Annotated in this window: 17 protein-coding genes; 4 read left to right on the top strand and 13 right to left on the bottom strand. The window is 71.6% G+C overall.

The annotated features are described in order from the left end of the window. The first annotated feature begins 12 nt into the window (after positions 1 to 12). Positions 13 to 513: a nitroreductase/quinone reductase family protein gene (locus ABZ794_RS13420; protein ID WP_210784717.1), complete on the top strand. Its 501-nt coding sequence runs from the start codon at positions 13 to 15 to the stop codon at positions 511 to 513. Positions 514 to 546: 33 nt separating this feature from the next. After that, positions 547 to 1,284 (top strand): nucleotidyltransferase domain-containing protein, encoded by a 738-nt coding sequence (locus tag ABZ794_RS13425; RefSeq protein ID WP_210784716.1) that lies wholly within the window; start codon positions 547 to 549, stop codon positions 1,282 to 1,284. Between the two features lie 6 nt (positions 1,285 to 1,290). Here ABZ794_RS13425 and ABZ794_RS13430 read toward each other — a convergent pair whose 3' ends face one another. Beyond that, positions 1,291 to 2,004: a VIT1/CCC1 transporter family protein gene (locus tag ABZ794_RS13430; RefSeq protein ID WP_210784715.1), complete on the bottom strand. Its 714-nt coding sequence runs from the start codon at positions 2,002 to 2,004 to the stop codon at positions 1,291 to 1,293. Positions 2,005 to 2,059: 55 nt separating this feature from the next. Further along, positions 2,060 to 2,917 carry a type I methionyl aminopeptidase gene (gene map / locus ABZ794_RS13435; protein WP_112586528.1) on the bottom strand — a complete coding sequence of 286 codons (858 nt, stop codon included), beginning with the start codon at positions 2,915 to 2,917 and terminating at the stop codon, positions 2,060 to 2,062. Between the two features lie 95 nt (positions 2,918 to 3,012). Between map and ABZ794_RS13440 the strand changes: the two genes are divergently transcribed. Next, positions 3,013 to 3,327, top strand: a complete 315-nt coding sequence (locus ABZ794_RS13440; RefSeq protein ID WP_210784714.1) for an STAS domain-containing protein — start codon at positions 3,013 to 3,015, stop codon at positions 3,325 to 3,327. Positions 3,328 to 3,353: 26 nt separating this feature from the next. On the opposite strand, the gene ABZ794_RS13445 is transcribed toward ABZ794_RS13440, so the two are convergent. From ABZ794_RS13445 to ABZ794_RS13470, 6 genes are all read right to left on the bottom strand, one after another. Further along, positions 3,354 to 7,013 carry a SpoIIE family protein phosphatase gene (locus ABZ794_RS13445; protein ID WP_357515684.1) on the bottom strand — a complete coding sequence of 1,220 codons (3,660 nt, stop codon included), beginning with the start codon at positions 7,011 to 7,013 and terminating at the stop codon, positions 3,354 to 3,356. Positions 7,014 to 7,206: 193 nt separating this feature from the next. Further along, positions 7,207 to 7,758, bottom strand: a complete 552-nt coding sequence (locus tag ABZ794_RS13450) for a pyridoxamine 5'-phosphate oxidase family protein (RefSeq protein WP_210784712.1) — start codon at positions 7,756 to 7,758, stop codon at positions 7,207 to 7,209. Positions 7,759 to 7,805: 47 nt separating this feature from the next. After that, positions 7,806 to 8,504 (bottom strand): gamma-glutamyl-gamma-aminobutyrate hydrolase family protein, encoded by a 699-nt coding sequence (locus ABZ794_RS13455; protein WP_210784711.1) that lies wholly within the window; start codon positions 8,502 to 8,504, stop codon positions 7,806 to 7,808. Then, the gene (locus ABZ794_RS13460; protein ID WP_357515687.1) at positions 8,501 to 9,268 is read right to left on the bottom strand and encodes a 3-oxoacyl-ACP reductase; all 768 of its coding nucleotides are present in this window, start codon (positions 9,266 to 9,268) and stop codon (positions 8,501 to 8,503) included. Before ABZ794_RS13460 ends, ABZ794_RS13455 begins: the two co-directional genes overlap by 4 nt. A 5-nt stretch (positions 9,269 to 9,273) precedes the next feature. Further along, positions 9,274 to 10,629 carry an aldehyde dehydrogenase family protein gene (locus tag ABZ794_RS13465; RefSeq protein WP_210784709.1) on the bottom strand — a complete coding sequence of 452 codons (1,356 nt, stop codon included), beginning with the start codon at positions 10,627 to 10,629 and terminating at the stop codon, positions 9,274 to 9,276. Positions 10,630 to 10,653: 24 nt separating this feature from the next. Continuing rightward, entirely contained in the window at positions 10,654 to 12,018 is a 1,365-nt protein-coding gene (locus ABZ794_RS13470) for a glutamine synthetase family protein (RefSeq protein WP_282102838.1), read from the bottom strand. 90 nt (positions 12,019 to 12,108) lie between these two features. On the opposite strand from ABZ794_RS13470, the gene ABZ794_RS13475 reads away from it, so the two are divergent. After that, a complete protein-coding gene (locus tag ABZ794_RS13475) occupies positions 12,109 to 13,254 on the top strand; it encodes a PQQ-dependent sugar dehydrogenase (RefSeq protein ID WP_210784708.1) in 1,146 nt (381 codons plus the stop codon). An 18-nt stretch (positions 13,255 to 13,272) separates the two neighbouring features. Here the strand turns inward: ABZ794_RS13475 and ABZ794_RS13480 are convergent, their stop codons facing one another. The 5 genes from ABZ794_RS13480 to pcaF form a co-directional block, all read right to left on the bottom strand. Further along, positions 13,273 to 14,859, bottom strand: coding sequence for an amino acid permease (locus ABZ794_RS13480; RefSeq protein WP_210784707.1), 1,587 nt, complete (start codon positions 14,857 to 14,859; stop codon positions 13,273 to 13,275). A gap of 352 nt (positions 14,860 to 15,211) precedes the next feature. Then, complete coding sequence (locus ABZ794_RS13485) at positions 15,212 to 15,712, bottom strand: DUF456 domain-containing protein (RefSeq protein WP_112638544.1); 501 nt, start codon at positions 15,710 to 15,712, stop codon at positions 15,212 to 15,214. Positions 15,713 to 15,758: 46 nt separating this feature from the next. Then, positions 15,759 to 17,975, bottom strand: coding sequence for an EAL domain-containing protein (locus ABZ794_RS13490; RefSeq protein WP_210784706.1), 2,217 nt, complete (start codon positions 17,973 to 17,975; stop codon positions 15,759 to 15,761). A gap of 4 nt (positions 17,976 to 17,979) precedes the next feature. Beyond that, positions 17,980 to 18,792 carry an SAM-dependent methyltransferase gene (locus ABZ794_RS13495; protein WP_210784705.1) on the bottom strand — a complete coding sequence of 271 codons (813 nt, stop codon included), beginning with the start codon at positions 18,790 to 18,792 and terminating at the stop codon, positions 17,980 to 17,982. A gap of 110 nt (positions 18,793 to 18,902) precedes the next feature. Continuing rightward, positions 18,903 to 20,108, bottom strand: coding sequence for a 3-oxoadipyl-CoA thiolase (pcaF, locus tag ABZ794_RS13500; RefSeq protein ID WP_357515691.1), 1,206 nt, complete (start codon positions 20,106 to 20,108; stop codon positions 18,903 to 18,905). Between the last annotated feature and the right edge of the window lie 2 nt (positions 20,109 to 20,110).

The following is a 20,110-nucleotide window of genomic DNA, read 5'->3' on the forward strand; positions in this document are numbered from 1 at the left end:
AGACTGACCGGCGTGTCAGTGCTCAGGAATGTCGTCCGTCGGGCCGGTCATCATCGCTGGTTCGGCGCCACCGTGCGCCTGCTGGTTCCGGCCGATCGGGTGGTTGGTCGACTCACCAGGGGCCGGGTGGTCGCGCTCGGCCTGCTCCCCTCCCTGCTGATCACCACAACGGGCCGCCGCTCCGGCAGGCCCCGCAGCAATCCGCTGCTCTACGTGCCCGACGGCGACGCGTACGTGGTGATCGGCTCCAACTGGGGCCAGACCCACCACCCCGGCTGGGCGATGAACCTGCTCGCCGATCCCGCCGCCGAGGTGGACGTGAAGGGCCGGCGGGTCGCGGTGCGGGCCGAGCGGGCCTCCGGCGCCGAACGGGACCGGTTGTGGCAGCTGCTGGTCACCGCGTGGCCCGCTTACCACACGTACGTGCAGCGGGCCGGTGGCCGGGAGATCCACATTTTCCGGCTGGCCCCGACCGGGCGCGGCGCGCCCGAAGCTCCGCCGTCGGCTGGCTAGGCTGACGCTCGGTAGTTAAGGCGAGGTGGTCCCGTGAGCGCCAGGAGTGAGCCGGCCGGTGTCGACCGGGGCCTCGACGATCGACGGTGGACGGTCGCGGAACGGGTCGCCGAGGCGGTCCGACGGCGTTTCGCGGCGGATGCGCTCGTAATCGCTGTGCACGGGCCTCTGGCGCACGGGGACGACGACGGCGGCGGAGACCGCGAGGCTGGAATGCTGGTGGTCACCTATCGACCCGGGACGGGCCCGCCGCCGGCGACCCGGCGGGTGGACGGGGTGCTCGTCGATCTGACAGTGGCCGCCGCCGAGGACTACCTGGCCCAGGCCCGGGTGCTCTCCCCGCTCTGGCCGCTGACCGCCGACCGGTACGTCACCACGCAGGCGTTGCACGATCCGACGGGCTGGTTGCGGACGCTGCGCGACGAGCATCTCGGCCGGTTGGCTCGGGCCCGGCCGGCGGAGTTCAGCACCGCTGCCCGCCAGGCGTGGTACCGGGGCAGCGCGGCGCACTCCCGTGCGGCCCGGCTCGCCGAGTGGTACGAGACCGATCAAGCTCTGTTGATGCTCGGTGAGGCCCGGCTGGCGGCGGCCACGGTGACCGGTCTGCTGAGTCGCACCTACTTCCGTGACCCGGGGGACGCGGTGCGGCGCACCGGGTTGGCCGGCGCGGACATGACCGAGGTGGGTGTGGTGCTGGCCCGGCAGGCCGAGGAGTTGGCCGCCCGTGGTCGTGCGGTCGACGGCACGATCGACGAGCTGCTCAGCACCTGAGGCGGGTCACAGCCCGCCCGGCACGCCGATCAGCGAGCCGATCAGGTAGGTGGCGCCGGCCGCGGCGGCGCCCAGCAGCAGCTGGCGCAGCCCACTGGTCCACCAGGGACGGCGGGTGAACCTGGCCACCACGGCACCGGCGGCGAACAGCCCGAGCCCGCCGACGGCGAGCGCCAGCCACAGTTCGGTGGCGCCGAGCAGGTACGGCAGCAGCGGGACCAGCGCGCCGACCGAGAAGAACAGGAACGACGAGATCGCCGCCGCCCACGGGCTGGGCTGATCGTCGGGGTCGACGCCCAGTTCCTCGCGGACGTGCACCCGCAGTGCCTCCTCCGGGTCGCGCCGCACCGCCTCGGCGACCTGGGTGGCGAGGTCCCGGGGCAGGCCCCGGGCCACCCACGCGTCGGCCAGCTCCCGGGCCTCCGCCTCGGGGTGCCGTTCCAGTTCCCGTCGCTCCTTGGCCACCTCGGCGGCGACCTGCTCGTTGGCGGAACGCACGCTGGTGTACTCGCCGAGGCCCATGGAGATGGCACCGGCGACGAGGCCGGCGCTGCCGGTGAGCACGATGCTGCGGGGCGACACCCCGCCGCCGCCGACGCCGGCGATCAGGGCGATGTTGGTGACCAGGCCGTCCATCGCGCCGAAGACGGCCGGGCGCAGCCAGCCGCCGGAGACGTCCGCGTGGTGCGCCTCGCGCAGCGCCGCTGGGGTGTCGGTCACGGCGCCTGCCCTTCGTTCGCGACTGCGGGACTCCGCTTCGCTGCGTTCCTCGCGCTCACGGAAGGGTCAGGATCTCGTGGCCGTCGTCGGTCACCACGATGGTGTGCTCGAACTGAGCCGTCCACTTCCGGTCCTTGGTGACCACGGTCCACCCGTCGTCCCACATGTCGTACTGGTAGGTGCCGAGGGTGATCATCGGCTCGATGGTGAACGTCATGCCGGGCTCCATGATGTCCGTGGGGCGCGGGCTGTCGTAGTGCGGCACGTAGAGGCCACTGTGGAAGGCCTCGCCGATGCCGTGGCCGGTGAAGTCGCGGACCACGCCGTAGCCGAACCGCTTGGCGTACGACTCGATGACGCGGCCCACCACGTTGATCTGGCGTCCCGGGGCGACGGCGCGGATGCCGCGCATCATCGCCTCGTGGGTCCGCTCGACCAGCAGCCGGGCCTCTTCGCTGACCTCGCCGACGCAGAAGGTGGCGTCGGTGTCACCGTGCACCCCACCGATGTACGCGGTCACGTCGACGTTGATGATGTCGCCGTCGGTCAGGACCGTGGTGTCCGGGATGCCATGGCAGATGACCTCGTTGAGGCTGGTGCAGCAGGACTTCGGGAAGCCCTTGTAGCCCAGCGTCGACGGGTACGCGCCGTGGTCGCAGAGGAACTCGTGCACCACCTTGTCGATCTCGTCGGTGGTCACGCCGGGCTTGCAGTGCTCGCCGGCGAGCTGGGTCGCCTGGGCGGCGAGCCGGCTGGCGAGCCGCATCTTCTCGATGGTCTCCGGCGTCTGCACGTGCGAGCCACGCCACTCCCGCGGGCGCGCCTTGCCCACGTACTCCGGTCGGGCGATCTGGGGTGGCACCGGTCGCATCGGGGAGAGCGTGCCTGGTGTCAGCGGCGGACGGACGGTCATGCCGCAAGCCTATCGCCGGGGCCGCTGGTGACCCGCGCCACGGCCACCCGGTGGAGGTTGTTGCCCTGCCAGGGTGGCTGTGCCATGGTGTCAACGTGGATCAAGGGGGAGCACCGCCCGTCTTCTCCGCCAGCGCCGAGATCGACGGTGACCACCTCCACGTCGTGGTGGCCGGCGAGGTCGACATGGCGACCGCGGACACGATGCTCCAGACGGCACTGCGCGAGCCCGCCGAAAAGATGACTCTGGACCTGAGCGCTGTCACCTTCTTCGACTCGGCAGCCATCCACGCCCTGGTCCGGCTCGCCCGGGAGTTTCCGGGGCGACTCACCGTTCGCCCGTCCCGGCAGGTCCGTCGGGTGCTGGAGATCTCCGGCCTCGGCGAGCAGGGCTGGCTCGACCCGGCCTAGCCGCCCGGCCGCAGCCGGGCGCGCCGTCAGTCCTGCAACTGCCGGCGCAGCGTCACCTCGGTGCCCTCAGCGGTGCGCCGTACCGACAGTTCGCCGAGCGCTCTGATCAGGTCCAGGCCGCGGCCCCGGAAGCCGGAGCCGGTCGACTCCCGCCACTGCCCGCTGTCGCGCACCGTGGCCGTCACCGTCCGATCCTCGATGGCCACCTCCACACTGATCATGGCTTCGGCGGGGTGGACCGGGTGCTCGATGGCGTTGGCGGCGGCCTCGGAGACGGCGACGGTCAGGTCGAACAGGTCGGTCTCGCCGACGGAGTGCGCGACGAGGAAGTCCTCCAGCCGCTTTCGGAGCACGCTGAGCCGGGTCGGGTCCGCCGGTAGCCGCAGCGCGAAGCGGTTCAGCTCCGCCGCCTCCAGGGCGAGAACCGCCACGTCGTCGCGGCGCGGCCGTCCGGTGACCCGTTCCACGACGGCGTCGATCAGGTCCACCACGTGCTCACTCGGGGTGGCCGCGTCGATGCGCAACTGGGCCAGTGAGGCATCGATGCCGAGCTGACGGTCCTCGATCAGCCCGTCGGTGTAGAGCAGCAGTCGAGTGCCGGCCGGCAACTCGCCCTCGGCCGACTCGTACGTCGCGTTGGGGAGGGCGCCGACCGGTGGACCGAGCGCCCGGTCGTGCAGGAACGCCACGTCGCCTCCCGTGATCAACAGTGGGGACGGGTGACCGGCGCTCGCATACCGCAGCCGACCGGTGCGGGGGGTGAACAGCAGGCAGACCACAGTCGCGAAGGAGCGGCCCTCGGTGGAGCCGACCAGCCGGTTGAGCCGGGTCAGCGACTCACCCGGGCCGAAGCCCTCCAGCACGTACGCCCGCAGCGCGTTGCGCAGCTGCCCCATCGCCGCGGCGGCCCGGACGCCCTTGCCGACCACGTCGCCGATGACCAGCACCAACTCGTCGCCGTTCAACGCGATCGCGTCGTACCAGTCGCCGCCGACCTCGACGTCGGCGCTGCCGGGCAGGTAACGGCTGGCCACCACGGCGCCGGGCAGTTGGGGCAGCGACCGGGGCAGCAGGCTGTGCTGCAGCGTGGTGGCGATGCGGTGTTCGGCTTCGTAGAGCTGGGCGTTCTCCAGTCGCACCCCGACGAGCCGGGCCAGCTGGGTCAACGCGGCGTCGTCGGCCTGTGCCTCGTCGCCGGCCGCCCGCCAGACCTGCAGCTCACCGAGCTGCTTTCCGGTGGTGCCGGTCAGGTCGGCCACGAAGGACGGGTCGGCGGCGGTGCTGCCGCCACCGTCCGCCTCGAAGCGCGCCTCGGCCGCGGTGACCACCACCCGGGCGGCCTCGGCGAGACTCAACGCGTGCCGGGCAGCGACCTGGAGCACGTCGGCGGTGGACCGGGCGGTGTTCACCGCCACCGCCGCGTCGGCCAGCGCCCGGAGCCGGCGGATGATCTGCCCGCGCAGCTGGCCCAGCTCGACGTTGGCCCGGACCCGGGCGATCAGCTCCTGCGCGGAGAACGGCTTGGTGAGGTAGTCGTCGGCGCCGACGGCGAGACCGGCGACGGCCTCCGCGGAGCCGGCGCGGGCGGAGAGCAGCACGATCGGCACATGCCGGGTACGCGGGTCCGAGCGCAGCGCGCTCACCAGCCCGAACCCGTCCAGCCGGGGCATCATCACGTCGGTGAGAACCAGGTCGAACCCGCCTTCGCGGGCCAGCGGCAGGGCATCGAGCCCGTCGTTCGCGGTGACCACGTCCCAGGTCGGGGATAGCAGCCGACTGACGTGTTCCTGCAGGTCGGCGTTGTCGTCGACGACCAGGATCCGGCCAGCCGAGGTGCCCTTCACCGGCTGCCGGTCGAGCTCGGGTGTCGACGCGACACCGGCCCACAGCGCGGTCTCCGCCACGAAGAGCCGGGCCTGCTCGGGCTCACCCACTGGCAGTGGGTCGAACGCCGCCACCCGGTCCGCCGGCAGGTGCGCCGAGCCGAACGGGACGGTAACCGTGAACGTGCTGCCCACGTCCACCTTGCTGGTCAACCCGACCTCACCGCCGTGCATCTCGACAAGTTCCCGGACCAGCGCGAGGCCGATGCCGGTGCCCTCGTGGGTGCGTGCCCGCACCCCGGGGACCCGGTGGAACCGTTCGAAGACGTGCGGCAGCTCGTCCGGCACGATGCCGACGCCGGTGTCCGTCACCTCCAGCCGGGCCGCGCCCTCGACGGCCCGGATCCGCACCCGGATCTCGCCGCCGAAGGTGAACTTGACCGCGTTCGACACCAGGTTGAGGACGATCTTCTCCCACATGTCCCGATCGACGAAGACCGGCGTCGGCAGCGGCGGACAGTCCACCACCAGTCGCAAGCCGGCCCGGTCGGTGGCCGAGCGGAAGGTGCTGGCCAGCCGGGCGGTGTAACCGGCGAGGTCGGTGGGCTGGTAGCGGGCGGCGAGCCGACCGGACTCCAGTCGGGAGAAGTCCAGCACGGTGTTGACCAGCTTGAGCAGGCGCAGCGCGTTGCGGTGCATCATGGTGAGCCGGTCGGTTTCGGTGGCGGGCAGCTCCGGGTCGGCCAGCATGTCCTCCAGCGGGCCGAGCACCAGGGTCAGCGGAGTGCGGAACTCGTGGCTGACGTTGGCGAAGAAGTTGGTCTTCGCCCGGTCCAGCGCGGCCAACTCGGCGGCGCGGGCCCGTTCCTGCTCGTACGCCCGCTGGGTGCCGACCGCCCGGGAGATCTGGGCGGCGACCAGGCCGAGGAAGTCGCGGTAGTCGTCGCCGAGCGGCAGCTGACGGGCCACGCCGACGACAAGCGCGCCGACCGTCTGGTTGGTCGCCGTGAGCGGCAGCACGAGGGCCTGGTCGGCGGCGTCGACCGGCGACGCGTCGAGCAGTGCGGCCACCTCGATCGTGGCGGGCGCGTCATCGGCGCTCAGCCGGGCCAACAAGTGCGCTGTGACATTGGCGGCGGGCGGGGTGGTGCCGGTGCAGCCGGCCAGGGTGAGCTGGTCGTTGTCGTCAGCCAGATAGATCAGGGCGAACGGCACGTCGGGCCGGTGCCGGCCCAGCACGCCGGCGGCGGTGCGACCCAGTTCCATGGCGCTGCCGATGTCGGTCAGCTCGGCGCCCAGCTCGGACAGCGCCCGCAGCCGACGCTCGCCGAGCACCCGCCCGGTGGTCTCGCTGACGATGCAGTAGACGCCACTGACCGAGCCGTCGTCCCCCCGGATCGGGTCGTACGAGACGTTGAAGTAGGTCTGCTCGACGAAGCCGTAACGGTCCAGCAGAAAGGGATGGTCCTCGCCCCGGTAGGAGCGGCCGGTGCTCCGGACGCTGTCGAGCAGCGGGCCGAGCACCGCCCAGGTCTCCGCCCAGCTCAAGCGGGCCGGTCGGCCGATCACGTCCGGGTGTTTGCCCCCGATGGTCGGCCGGTAGGCGTCGTTGTAGAAGGCCAACTGCTCGTCGCCCCAGAACATGACGATCGGCGCGCTGGAGGCGAGCATCATGCCGACAGCGTTGGAGAGCGCCGGGGGCCACTGACCGGGCTCACCCAGCGGGCCGGAGGACCAGTCGAAGGAAGCCAGCCGCTCGCCCATCTCGCCGCCGGCCGCGAACGCGGCCGCCAGCATCGGCGGGGTCTCGCGACCGGACAGGGTGGGATGCCCGATGTCCGCGCCCCCCTGGGCCGAGCTCATGCAGCCTCCCGCTCCGGCCGTACCCCTCGACCGTTGATCTTCACCCGCCGTGCTCCGACTTGTACCCCAGCGGACCGGCAACGTAACGCATCACGACAGATGGACGCTGGTTACGTACGCGTGAGCCGTCGGGCACCGGACAGTGCTGGTGGACGGCGGCGCCGAACGGCGGTGGCCGGAACGCTCTGAGGAGTCAGAAGACCGGCAGCCCGTCGATGCTTGCCGCGTTCCTGGTGGCCCGGTAGGTGACCAGATCATCGGCACTGCGGCGGGAGTGTGAGGTGAGTAACAGATCACGTTCGGCCCGGAAGTCCATCAGTGGCACCGCGTATCCGCAGGAGTCACTGACCCGCTCCACCTCGACAGTGATGACCGCCCGGACGGCGTGCACGTCCGGCGGCGCGGGAAACTCGCCGAGCCGATCGGCGAAGGCGTCGTCGGTGACCGCGACGCTGCTGCCCCGACCATGCAACCGGACGATCTTCGGCGGGCCGTCGAAGGCACAGAACATCAGCGTGATCCGGCCGTTGTCCCGCAGGTGGGCGATGGTCTCCGCCCCACTGCCGTGATAGTCGAGGTAGGCCACCCGGTGCGGGCCGAGGATCACGAACGTGCCCCGCATGCCCTTCGGTGACACGTTGACGTGCCCCTCGACCCCGGACGGGGCGGTCGCCACGAAGAAGAGCGGCTGGGCCACGATGAAGTCACGCAGTCGAGCATCGATCTCCGGATAAACCTTGCCCATGCGCCGATCCTGCCACCGATGCCATCCAGGGGCGGGGGCGATCCCAGTCACACCCGCCGGCCGGCGGCCTGCACCAACGCCGTGATCGGGGCGGGATCCGACTCGTTCTCCGGATGCCACTGCACCCCGAGCACGAACGGCAGGGCCGGGTCCTCCACCGCCTCGACCACACCGTCTCCCGCCCAACCGGTCACCGTGAGCCGGCCCGGATCGGCGACCGCCTGGTGGTGGTACGAGTTGACCTGATCGACCCCGGCCAGCACCGAGGCGGCCAGGCTGCCCGGCGCGAACCGCACCGCGTGCGCCCCGTACACGCCGGGCGCGGGGCGGTGCGCCTCGTGACCCACCACGTCAGGCAGGTGCTGGTGCAGAGTGCCGCCGTACGCGACAGCGAGCAACTGCATCCCCCGACACACACCCAGCACCGGCACCTCGGCGGCGAGCGCGGCGGCCAACACTGTCAACTCGCCGGCGTCCCGGTCCGGCCGGTCCTCGGTACGGGGGTCGGGCGGCTGGCCGTACCGCACCGGGCCGACGTCCGCGCCACCGGCCAACAGCAACCCGTCGAGGACTGCCACCACGTCCGCGTCCACGTCGTCCGGCGGCAGCACCACCGCCCGGCCACCCGCGGCCGCCACCGCCCGCGAGTACGCCTCCGGCACCAGCACCGCCCGCACACCCCGCCAGACCGCCCAGTCGGCGGGTTCGACGTACGCGCTGACCCCGATCAGCGGCCTCCTCCTCATAGAGGAGTGACGTAGGCGCCCGTGATGCCACCGTCGACAACGAACTGCGCGGCGGTCATGAACGAGGCGTCGTCGCTGGCCAGGAACGCCACCGCGGCGGCGATCTCCTCCGGTTGCCCGAAGCGTCCCATCGGCACGTGCACCAGCCGACGGGCGGCCCGCTCCGGGTCGGCGGCGAAGAGTTCCAGCAGCAACGGGGTGGCCACCGGGCCGGGACAGAGGGCGTTGACCCGGATGCCCTCACGGGCGAACTGCACACCCAACTCCCGGGTCATCGCCAGCACCCCGCCCTTGCTCGCGGTGTACGCGATCTGCGACGTGGCCGCACCCATCAACGCCACGAACGAGGCTGTGTTGATGATCGAGCCCTTGCCCTGCCGACGCATGTGTGGAATGGCGTACTTGCAGCACAGGTAGACGCTCGTGGTGTTGACCCGCAACACCCGCTCCCACGCGTCCAGGCCGGTGTCCAGGATGGAGTCGTCGTCGGGCGGTGAGATGCCGGCGTTGTTGAACGCGATGTCCACCCGGCCGTGCCGGTCGGCCACCCCGTCGAACAGGTCGCGTACCGCCGACTCGTCGGCCACGTCGGTGGCCACGAACTCGCCGCCGCACTCCTCGGCGGCCCTCGTGCCGGCCGCCGCGTCGATGTCCACGCAGACCGCCCGGGCCCCCTCGGCGGCGAACCGCCGCACGGTGGCCAATCCGATGCCACTGCCCGCTCCGGTGACCACTGCCACCCGGTCCTGCAACCGACCCTGCACTGGCGTCACTCCTCCGTCGCGATGAACACGTTCTTGACGTCCGTGAAGGAGTGCAACGCGTCCGGGCCCAGCTCACGGCCGAGCCCGGAGCGCTTCATTCCGCCGAACGGGGTCCAGTAGCGCACCGAGGAGTGCGAGTTGACGCTGAGGTTGCCCGAGTCGACGGCGCGGGCCAGGCGCAGGGCCCGACCCACGTCGCGGGTCCAGATCGAGCCGGAGAGGCCGTACTCGGTGTCGTTGGCGAGCCGGACCGCGTCCGCCTCGTCGTCGAACGGCAGCACCGAGACCACCGGGCCGAAGATCTCCTCCCGCCAGTGCCGGTCGGCCGGCGAGTCGGCCAGCAGCACAGTGGGCGCGTGCCAGAACCCGGGGCCGTCGGGGCAGGAGCCGGTGAAGGCGACAGTCGCCCCGGCGAGGTAACCGGCTACCCGGTCCCGTTGGGCGGCGGAGATCAGCGGGCCCATCTCGGCGGTGTCGTGGGACGGGTCCTCGACGCGCACCGCGCGTACCGCCGGTTCGAGCAGTTCCAGGAACCGGTCGTACACCGAGCGCTGGACCAGGATCCGCGACCGCGCGCAGCAGTCCTGGCCGGCGTTGTCGAAGACCGCGCCCGGCGCGGTCGCGGCGGCGCGTTCCAGGTCGGCGTCGGCGAACACGATGTTCGCGCTCTTGCCGCCCAACTCCAGGGTGAGTCGCTTCACCTGGGCGGCGCAGCCGGCCATGATCCGGGTGCCGACCTCGGTGGAGCCGGTGAAGCAGATCTTGCGGACCGCCGGGTGGCTGACGAACCGTTCCCCCACCACCGAACCCTCGCCCGGGATGACGGTGAAGACGCCGTCGGGCAGGCCCGCCTCGCGGGCCAACTCGGCCAGGCGCAGCGCGGTGAGCGGGGTCAACTCGGCGGGCTTGAGCACCACTGTGTTGCCGGCGGCGAGCGCCGGGGCGAACCCCCAGGCGGCGATGGGCATCGGGAAGTTCCAGGGCACGATCACGCCGACCACACCGAGTGGCTCGTGGAAGGTGACGTCCAACCCGCCGGGCACCGGGATCTGCCGCCCGGTCAACCGTTCGGGCGCGCCGGCGTAGTAGTCCAGGACGTCGCGGACGTTGCTCGCCTCCCACCGGGCGTTGCCGACGGTGTGCCCGGCGTTGCGCACCTCCAGCGCTGCCAACTCGTCCAGCTGGGCGTCGACGACGGCGGCGAACCGCCGCAGCAACCGCGCCCGGTCCCCCGCCCCCACGAGACGCCAGGTCGCAAAGGCCGTGGCGGCGGCGGCGATCGCCGCGTCCACGTCCTCGATCGAGGCCGCCGCAACCTCCCGAAAACCCACCCCGCGAGCCGGGTCAACCAAGACCGTCACACCGCCACCCCCATCCTCACGTGGTCAGAGGCGTTCGAAGCCACGGGTCAGCTCCCAGTCGGTCACCGCGGCGTCGAAGGCGGCCAGCTCGACCCTCGCCTGGTTGGCGTAGTGGGCCACCACCTCGGGGCCGAACGCGTCCCGGGCCACAGTGGAGTTCTCCCAGAGGGCCAGGGCGTCGCGCAGGGTGCCGGGGACCCGCTCGGCCTCCGGGTCGTCGTACGCGTTGCCGGTGCACTCCGCGCCCAACTCCAACTCGCCCTCGATGCCGTGCAGCGCCCCGGCGACCAGCCCGGCGATCGCCAGGTACGGGTTGACGTCGGCGCCGGGCACCCGGTTCTCCACGCGCATGCCCTGCCCGTGCCCGACCACCCGCAGCGCGCAGGTGCGGTTGTCGACACCCCACCGCAGCGCGGTCGGGGCGAACGATCCTGGCTGGTAGCGCTTGTAGGAGTTGATGTTCGGGGCGAAGAGCAGGCTGAACTCCCGCATGGTGCCCAGCAGCCCGGCGAGCACCCGCTGCCCGGTCTGCGACAGGTGCGCCGGTCCGTCGCCGAGCATCGCCGACGAGCCGGAGGAGTCCCGCAGCGAGAAGTGGATGTGGCAGGAGTTGCCCTCCCGCTCGTTCGGCTTGGCCATGAACGTGATCGCCATCCCCTCCTGGGCGGCGATCTCCTTGGCGCCGTTCTTGTAGATCACGTGGTGGTCGGCGCAGGCCACCGCCTCGTCGTACCGGAAGGCGATCTCGTGTTGCCCGAGGTTGCACTCGCCCTTGGCGCTCTCCGGGGTGAGCCCGGCGCCGGCCATCTCGACGCGGATGCGGCGCAGCAGCGGCTCCACCCGGGCGGTGCCGAGCAGCGAGTAGTCGACGTTGTACTGGTTGGCCGGGGTGAGGTCGCGGTAGCCGCGCTGCCAGGCGTCCTCGTACGAGTCGCGGAACAGCACGAACTCCAACTCGGTGCCGGCGTACGCGGTCAGCCCGTGCTCGGCCAGCCGGTCGAGCTGCCGGCGCAGGATCTGCCGGGGCGAGGCCACCACGTCACCCGAGCCGTCGAGCCAGGTCAGGTCGGCCAGCAGCAGTGCGGAGCCGGGCTGCCAGGGCACCCGGCGCAACGTGGCGAAGTCCGGCACCATCGCGAAGTCGCCGTAGCCGCGTTCCCAGCTCGACATCGCGTACCCGTCGACGGTGTTCATGTCGACGTCCACGGCGAGCAGGTAGTTGCAGCCCTCGCTGCCGTGCTCGGCCACCTGATCGAGGAAGAACGGCGCGTGAAACCGTTTGCCCTGCAAGCGGCCCTGCATGTCGACCAGGGCCAGCACCACCGTGTCGATCTCACCGGCTTCGACGGCGACCCGCAACTCTTCCAGCGAAAACGGCGTTCTGCTCATCAGGGGGCCTCCATCACCAAGGTCTACTGGCAATCCGGATCACCGTCAATGCCCCCGGCCCGGTCGGCGGCAAACCCGCGAGGAGCTGTCATGCGTCTTCGAGCAGTCCTGGCCGTCGCCGTCCTCGTCACCGGAGGGCTGGGCACGGTGACGGCCGAGGCGGAGGCGCAGCCAACGCCTGGTCCGGTCATCGCACTGGGTGCCGGCGGTTTCGACTTCGCCGACCCGGAGGTCGTCGCGACGGGTCTCGACGTCCCCTGGGGGCTCGACTTCCTCCCCGACGGCAGCGCCCTCGTGGCGCAGCGCGACCTGGGCACCGTGGTGCGGATACGACCAGGGCAGCCTCCCGTGCAGGTCGCCCGGATCCCCGGGGTGGTCGCCGGCGGCGAGGCGGGGTTGCTCGGTCTGGCCGTCTCCCCCCGCTACTGGCTGGACAGGTGGGTGTACGTCTGCTTCACCACCGCCTCCGACATCCGGATCACGCGGTTCCGGCTCAGCACGCCGCAGGCCCAGCAGTTGATCCTCAGCGGGCTCACGCGGGCGTCGGTGCACGACGGTGGGCGGATCGCCTTCGGCCCGGACGGACTGCTGTACGCCGGCATCGGTGACGCCGGTGTCGCCTCCAACGCGCAGAACCTGGCCAGCCGCAACGGCAAGATCCTGCGGATCCGGCCGAACGGCGGCATCCCGGCGGACAACCCGTTCCCCGGCTCGCCGGTCTACAGCTACGGGCACCGCAACGTGCAGGGGCTGGCCTGGGACCCGCGCGGTCGCCTGTTCGCCACCGAGTTCGGTCAAGCCACCTGGGACGAGGTCAACGTCATCGTCCGGGGCGGCAACTACGGCTGGCCGATCGTGGAGGGCCCGAGCAGCGACCCCCGGTTCCGTGCCCCGGTGGTCGTCTGGCCGCCGGCGCAGGCGTCGCCGAGTGGTGTCGCCTTCACCAACGGCGCCCTGTTCGTCGCCGCTCTGCGAGGAACCCGGCTCTGGACCGTGCCGGTGAGGGCCTCCGGACAGGTTGGCACCCCGGTCGCCGAACTCGTGGGCGCCTACGGCCGCCTTCGTACCGTCGTCGCAGCCCCGGACGGCTCGCTCTGGGTGGCCACCAGCAACCGCGACGCCAATGGCACGCCGGCGCCGGCGGACGACCGCATCCTGCGGTTCACGACCGGCGAGCGGCAGCCGCCGCCCGCCGGCCGCGCCGGATCCCACGCCGTTGACGCCGCGCAGCCCTGACCCACTGTGGGGCACCGGTCATTCCGACCCGTCGACCGCCGGCGACCGTCGTTCGTCCGCGGGTTCCTCGACGGTACGAACCGGGCCGGTGAACCACTTGCGGGCCGAGGCGTACCACCAGACCGCGACCACCAGTAGCACCCCGCCGACGGCGAGCGGCGCGTAGTTCACCGCCGACCAGGTGAACCCGTCGTTGCCGGGCACCCCGGCGGGCACGATCGGCAGCACGAAGTAGACGGCGATGATCGCGATCTCGATCACCGCGATCCAGCCGAGCAGCTTGTACTTGCGCCCCAGCGTCCACGGCCCGGGGACGAACCGGTCGCCCATCCGCAGTCGGAGCGCGATCGGGATGAGGAACGACAGGTAGAGCCCGAGCACCGCGACGGAGACGACAGCGTAGAAGGCGATGGGGATACCGGCCGAGCTCTCGTACAGCGCGGGCAGGGTCAGCACCAGGCCGGCCGCCGTGGCACCGATGATCGCGTTGACCGGGGTGCCGTTGCGGTCGACAGTCGACCACAGCCGCCATCCGGGTACGGCACGGTCCCGGCTGAACGCGTACGCCATCCGGCTCATCGAGGTCACGCAGCTCATGCCGCAGAAGAACTGCCCGATGGTCGAGATGATGATGACGATCTTGAAGAAGACCGGGGTCAGCGCCGACTCGAAGATGGCGCCGGAGAAGCCGCCCGCGGCGTTTACCGCCTCGACGTCGGTGGCCGCGAAGAGAAACGCCAGCAGCAGGATCCAGCCGCCGACCGCCGAGTAGAAGATCGACTGCCAGAGTCCGCGGGCCGCGGCCTGCGAGGCGCCCCGGGTCTCCTCGGAGACGTGCGCGCAGGCGTCGAAGCCGGTGATCGTGTACTGGGTCAGCAGGAAGCCCAGCGGCAGCACGTAGAACCAGAACGTCAGCCCGCCGATGTCCCCGTCACCGAAGCCGGAGTTGTTGAACCGCTCGGTGAACACGAACTGGAAGCTCTGGTGGTTGTCGGGCACGAAGACCAGGATGGCGACCACGACGGCCGCGCCGGCCACGTGCCACCAGACCGAGACGTTCTGGAGTACGTCGATGATCCGGTGCCCGAAGATGTTGATCAGCCCGTGCAGCACCAGGATGATCACGAAGAGGACGAACGCCTGACGCAGCGTCCCGGCCCAGCCGTCGAAGAGCGCCGACAGGGTGAGGTTGAGGAACGTCGCACAGCCGTAGTCCACCGAGGCGGTGACCGCCACCAGACCGATCAGGTTCAGCCAGCCGGTGAACCAGCCGTGCACCGGGCGGCCCATGGTGGCCGCCCACCAGTAGATCCCACCCGCGGTCGGGTACGCCGACACCAGCTCCGCCATGCAGAAGCCGATGATCAGGATGAACAGCGAGATCAGCGGCCAGCCCCAGGAGATGGCGACTGGCCCGCCGTTGTTCCACGCCTGACCGAAGGTGGTGAAACAGCCGGCCAGGATCGAGATGATCGAGAAGGAGATGGCGAAGTTGGAGAAGCCGCTCCACTTGCGGCGCAACTCCTGTTTGTAGCCGAGTTCGGCGAGCCGCCTGGCGTCGTCGTCCATCGGTTGCTCGGCGGTCGGCACGGGCGTCGTGGCCACTGCACACCTCCCTGAGGTGGTTCCGCGTGCGAGTGGGCAAAGTGTCGACCCGGCCGATCAAGGCGGTCAATACGTAGTCGGTGGGAATCTCACCGCCGGCGGGCTAATTGCGTTGCCGACCGGCTGTCCCGGCCGGCATCCTGGACCAGTGACCAGGCCCGACATGGGCCCACCCCGGGCGCTCGGACCGCCCGACCCGGTGGCGCGGGGCACGCCTCTCTCTCACGTACGGCCACTCCGCCGTACCCGAAAAGTGCCCCGCGCCCCATTCCCCCTCGTGATCAAGAGGATTGCGTCAGATTTCCGGCAGTGCCTGACCGAAAGCTCTTGATCACCGCGGGAAAGGCGTGGGTCAGGTCAGGAGGAGGCCGGCTACCCAGAGGGCCGCGACCAGGAGGCCGGCCAGGAACTCCACCAGCATCGACAGGCCGGCGGCCTTCAGGGCCTGCACGGTGGACGGCCAGGCGAGCTGGTTACTGCCCAGCCGGAGCCGTTCGGCCGCCCACACCCCGGCGACGAAGCCGAGCACCAGGCCGACGACAGGCACCACGAAGAACCCGATGATGCCGAGCACCCCACCGGCGAGCAGCGTGGACGTCGGCACACCGGTGCGCTTCAGGTTCCGGCCCGGCCACGCGTACTTGATCACGGCGCCACCCCCGGCGACCAGGGTGGCGGCGGCGAACACCGCCCAGCCACCCAGACCGGCGCCACCGAAGACCGCCCAGAGCAGCACACCACCCCAGCACAGCGGCAGCGCCGGCAGACCGGGCACCACCACGCCGGCCAACCCGGCCAGGATGGCCAGCCCGGCCACCACTGTCACCGCCGTCTGCGAGTCCGTCAGGTCCACGCCGCCACCCTCCGTCGCCACCCTCCGGACCAGAACGGTCCCCCACTCACGCCAACGCTCCGCCGCGTAGCCGGGCGGTGATCACGTCGGCCGAGGCGGGCGCACCGAAGTATCGGCCCTGCCCGGTGTCGCAGCGCAGCGCCCGCAGCCGTTCCGCCTGCACGCCCGTCTCCACCGCCTCGGCCGTTACCCACAACTCCAGGGCGTGCGCCAACCGGACCAACGCGTCGACGATCCGTTCGTCGCGGTGGTCGGCCGCCACGTCGGTCCCGTCCGCGCGGATGCCCTCGACGAACGGACCGGCGAGCTTCAGGCAGTGGATCGGCAACCGGCGCAGGTACGCCAGGTTGGAATACCCGGTGCCGAAGTCGTCCACGGCCAGCCGGACGCCGAGCGCGGCGAGCCGGTGCAGGCTGCGCAGGGGTTCACCGGCACTGCCCATCACGGCGCTCTCGGTCAGCTCCAGTTGGAGCAGCTCCGCGGGCAGTCCGCTGGTCTGCAACGCGTCGGCGACGGTGTCCACGATGGCCGGCTCGTCGGCCTGCCGGGCGGCCAGGTTGACGCTGACCACCAGCCTGGCGTCGGGGAACTCCCGCCACCACCGTTCGGCGTCCTCGCAGGCCTGCCGCAGCACCCACTCGCCGAGCCGGACGATCAGGCCGGTCTCCTCGGCCAGGCCGATGAACCGGTCCGGCCCGATCAGGCCCAACTCCGGATGCTCCCAACGGACCAGCGCCTCCACCGCGAGCATGGTGCCCTCCAGCAGCGACACGATCGGTTGGTAGTGCAGCACGAACTCGCCCCGCTCCAGTGCGGCGGGCAGCCCGGCGACCAGCGCCGAGCGGGCGATGTCCCGGGCGCCGCGCTCGGGGTCGTAGACCGCCCACCGGCCCCGGCCCGCCGCCTTGGCCCAGTAGAGCGTGGTGTCCGCGGCCTTCATCAGCTCGGACGCTGTGGTCTCCGAGGCCGGGCACTGCACGATGCCCACACTGGCCGAGACGGCCAACTGGTGCTCACCGACGTGGACCGGGGCCGCGACGGCGGCCAGCGCGGCCTCCGCGACGGCGACCGGGTCGTCGGTGTCGTCCCCTCCGTCGACGAGGATCACGAACTCGTCGCCCCCCATCCGGGCGACCAGGTGGCCGTGGTCGGCCACGCACGCGGCCAGCCGCCGGCCGATCATCACGAGCAGCCGGTCACCGAGGTCGTGGCCGAGACTGTCGTTGATCGCCTTGAAGCCGTCCAGGTCGAGGAAGCACACCCCGACGCGCTGCCCGGCGTCCGCGGTGTCGAGCACCCGCCCCAACGTCTCGAAGAACAGCGTCCGGTTGGGCAGCCCGGTCAGCGGGTCGTGCAGCGCCTGGAAGCGCAGCCGCTGCTGGAGTTCGTACCGCTCGGTGATGTCCTCGATCATCGCGACGGTGAATCGCGGCCGGCCATCGTGTCGGATCAGCGAGACGGCGAGATCCGTCCAGACCACTGTGCCGTCCTTGCGGTGGTAGCGCTTCTCCACCCGGGCGGCGTCGTGCTTTCCCTCGATCAGCTCCTGGTAGAGCTCCCACATCCCGGCGGCGTCGTCGGCGTGGAACAGCGCCGCCACGTTGATCTCGCGCAACTCCTCGATCGAGTAGCCGAGCATGTCGGCGAACGCCTGGTTGACGTCGATGATCCGACCGTCCACGCCGGCGATCCCGATCCCGATCGCGGCGCCGGTGAACACCGCCCGGAACCGTTCCTCGCTCTCGCGTAGCGCCTGCTCGACCTCGTCGCGCGCCTGCCAGGCCGACCGGGCGATCCGCTCCTGCTGGCTGAAGGTGCGGTCACGCAGCGCACGGGCGAACCCGGCGGCCAGCCCGCCCTGCACCGCCGCGATCCGTTCGGCGAGGTCGGCCGGCCGTTCACCGTCGCACAGCACCCGACGTCCGAAGGTCGCGCCGAGCGCGTGCAGCGTCCACTCCAGGGCCTGCGGCTCGGTGAGGTGCGCCTCCACCAGGGCCCGCCCGATCTCCTCGGCCGGGTGGGCGGTGAACGGCTCCGCTCGTACCGCCTGGGCCAGCCGGATCGTGTGCGCCAGCAGCAGCCGCTCGGTCTCGGCCACGCTGAGCGGCACGAAGCCGAGTCGGCGAACCGCGCGGGCCCAGTCGGCGGCGTACCCCTGGGCGTCCGCCCGACCGGCGACGACCCCGGCGGGGTCCCGGCCGGCATCGACCCCGGCGGGGTCCCGGCCGGCATCGACCCCGGCGGAGTCCGGGACGGCGGCCACGAGATCAGCCGGCGGGCTGGTCGTACCGGGCGACGCCCCCGAAGGCGCCGAACCGCTCCGGGTGCTCGTCCACCTCGGACGGTGAGTCCGGGCGCCAGAGCGGCATGTGCACCACGCCCGGTTCCAGGACGGTCCAGTCGCCGAAGAAGCCGGTGACCTGAGCGCGGGAGCGCAGGGTGATCTCGGTGGCGGTGCGGGCGGAGAGGCGCTGGGCGTCCAGCATCTCCTGTGGCTGGTCCTCGAAGGTGGAGTGGGAGACGACCAGGAAGCTGCCCGGCGCGGCCGCGGCCCGCAGGGTGGCCAGGATCGCCTCGGGCCCGTCGGCGTCCGGGATGAAGTGCACTACCCCGGCCAGCAGGATGCCCATCGGACGGCTGAAGTCGATCAGCCCGAGCTGTCGGGTCTCGGCGAGGATCCGCTCCGGCTCGCGCAGGTCGGCGTGGATGACACCGGTCAGCTCGTTGCCAGCCAGCAACTCCCGGCTGTGCGCGACCGCCACCGGGTCGATGTCGACGTACACCACGCGGGCCTTGGGGTTCACCCCCTGCGCCACCTCGTGCACGTTGCCCACGGTGGGAATTCCGGAGCCGATGTCGAGGAACTGGTCGATGCCGGCGTCGAGCAGCACCCGGACGGCCCGGCGCAGGAACTCCCGACCGGAGCGCATGGTGGCGGCGAGATTCGGGGTCATGCTGGCGATCTGCTCCGCCAACTGCCTGTCGATCTCGAAGTTGTGTGCCCCACCCAGAAAGTAGTCGTACACCCGGGCCGCGCTCGGCCTGGTCAGATCGATCTCGGTCGGCAGTCCGTCCGGCATCAGCGTGCTCCCCAGTTCATCGCCGCGGCGCGGGACGGCACCGGCGTCGGGGCGCGCAGCGGGCACGCGTGGGCACCGGTCGACCCGCGGGTCGTGTGGTGTGGACCACTCTAGGCGGCTGACTCCAGCAACAGTGAGATGCCTTGACCAACGCCGATGCACATGGTGGCCAGAGCCCGGCGGCCACCGCGACGGCGCAGCTCCAGGGCGGCGGTCAGCGCCAACCGCGCGCCGCTGGCACCGAGCGGGTGCCCCAGCGCGATGGCCCCACCGTTCGGGTTGACGTGGTCGGCGTCCACTGGCAGCCCCAGCTCGCGCAACACCGCCACGGACTGCGCGGCGAACGCCTCGTTCAACTCCACCACGTCCACCGCGCCCACCTCGACGCCGACGCGGTCGAGCAGCTTGCGGGTGGCCGGCACCGGGCCGATCCCCATGATCCGGGGCGGCACACCGGCCGCCGCCGCGCCGACGATCCGGGCCAGCGGGGTCAGGCCGTACCGGGCGACCGCCGCCTCGCTGGCCACCAGCAACGCGACAGCGCCGTCGTTGACGCCCGAGGAGTTGCCGGCGGTCACCGTGCCGCCGTCACGGAACGGGGTGGGCAGCGCGGCCAACTTTTCCAGCGAGGTCTCCCGGGGGTGCTCGTCGACCTCGACCAGGCGGGTCTCCCGGCGACCGGCCGGCACTGACACCGCCACGATCTCCTCGGCGAACCGGCCGTCGGCCTGCGCCTTGGCCGCGCGCTGCTGCGAGCGGTACGCGAAGGCGTCCTGCTCGGCCCGGCTCACGCCGTACTCGGCGGCCACGTTCTCCGCCGTCTCCGGCATCGAGTCGACCCCCCACCCGTCACGCATCAACGGGTTCACCAACCGCCAGCCCAGTGTGGTGTCGTACACCTCGGCCGAACGGGAGTACGCCGACGTGGCCTTCGGCATGACGAACGGCGCCCGGCTCATGCTCTCCACCCCGCCGGCGATCACCAGGTCCGCGTCCCCGGCGACGATGGACCGGGCGGCGGTGGCGAGCGCGTCCAGGCCCGAGCCGCAGAGCCGGTTGACGGTGCTGCCCGGCACCTCCTCGGGCAGGCCGGCCAGCAGCGCCGCCATCCGGGCCACGTTGCGGTTGTCCTCGCCGGCCTGGTTGGCGCAGCCGAGCACGACGTCGTCGACTCGCGCCCAGTCCACCGACGGGTGGCGGGCGACCAGTTCTCGGATCACGTGCGCGGCCAGGTCGTCGGGGCGGACGCCGGCCAGCGCGCCCGCGTACCGGCCGATCGGGGTGCGGACACCGGCCACCAGGTATGCCACGGTCATCG

The sequence above is a fragment of the Micromonospora sp. NPDC047187 genome (assembly GCF_040643355.1).
Classification (GTDB): Bacteria; Actinomycetota; Actinomycetes; order Mycobacteriales; family Micromonosporaceae; genus Micromonospora; species Micromonospora salmantinae.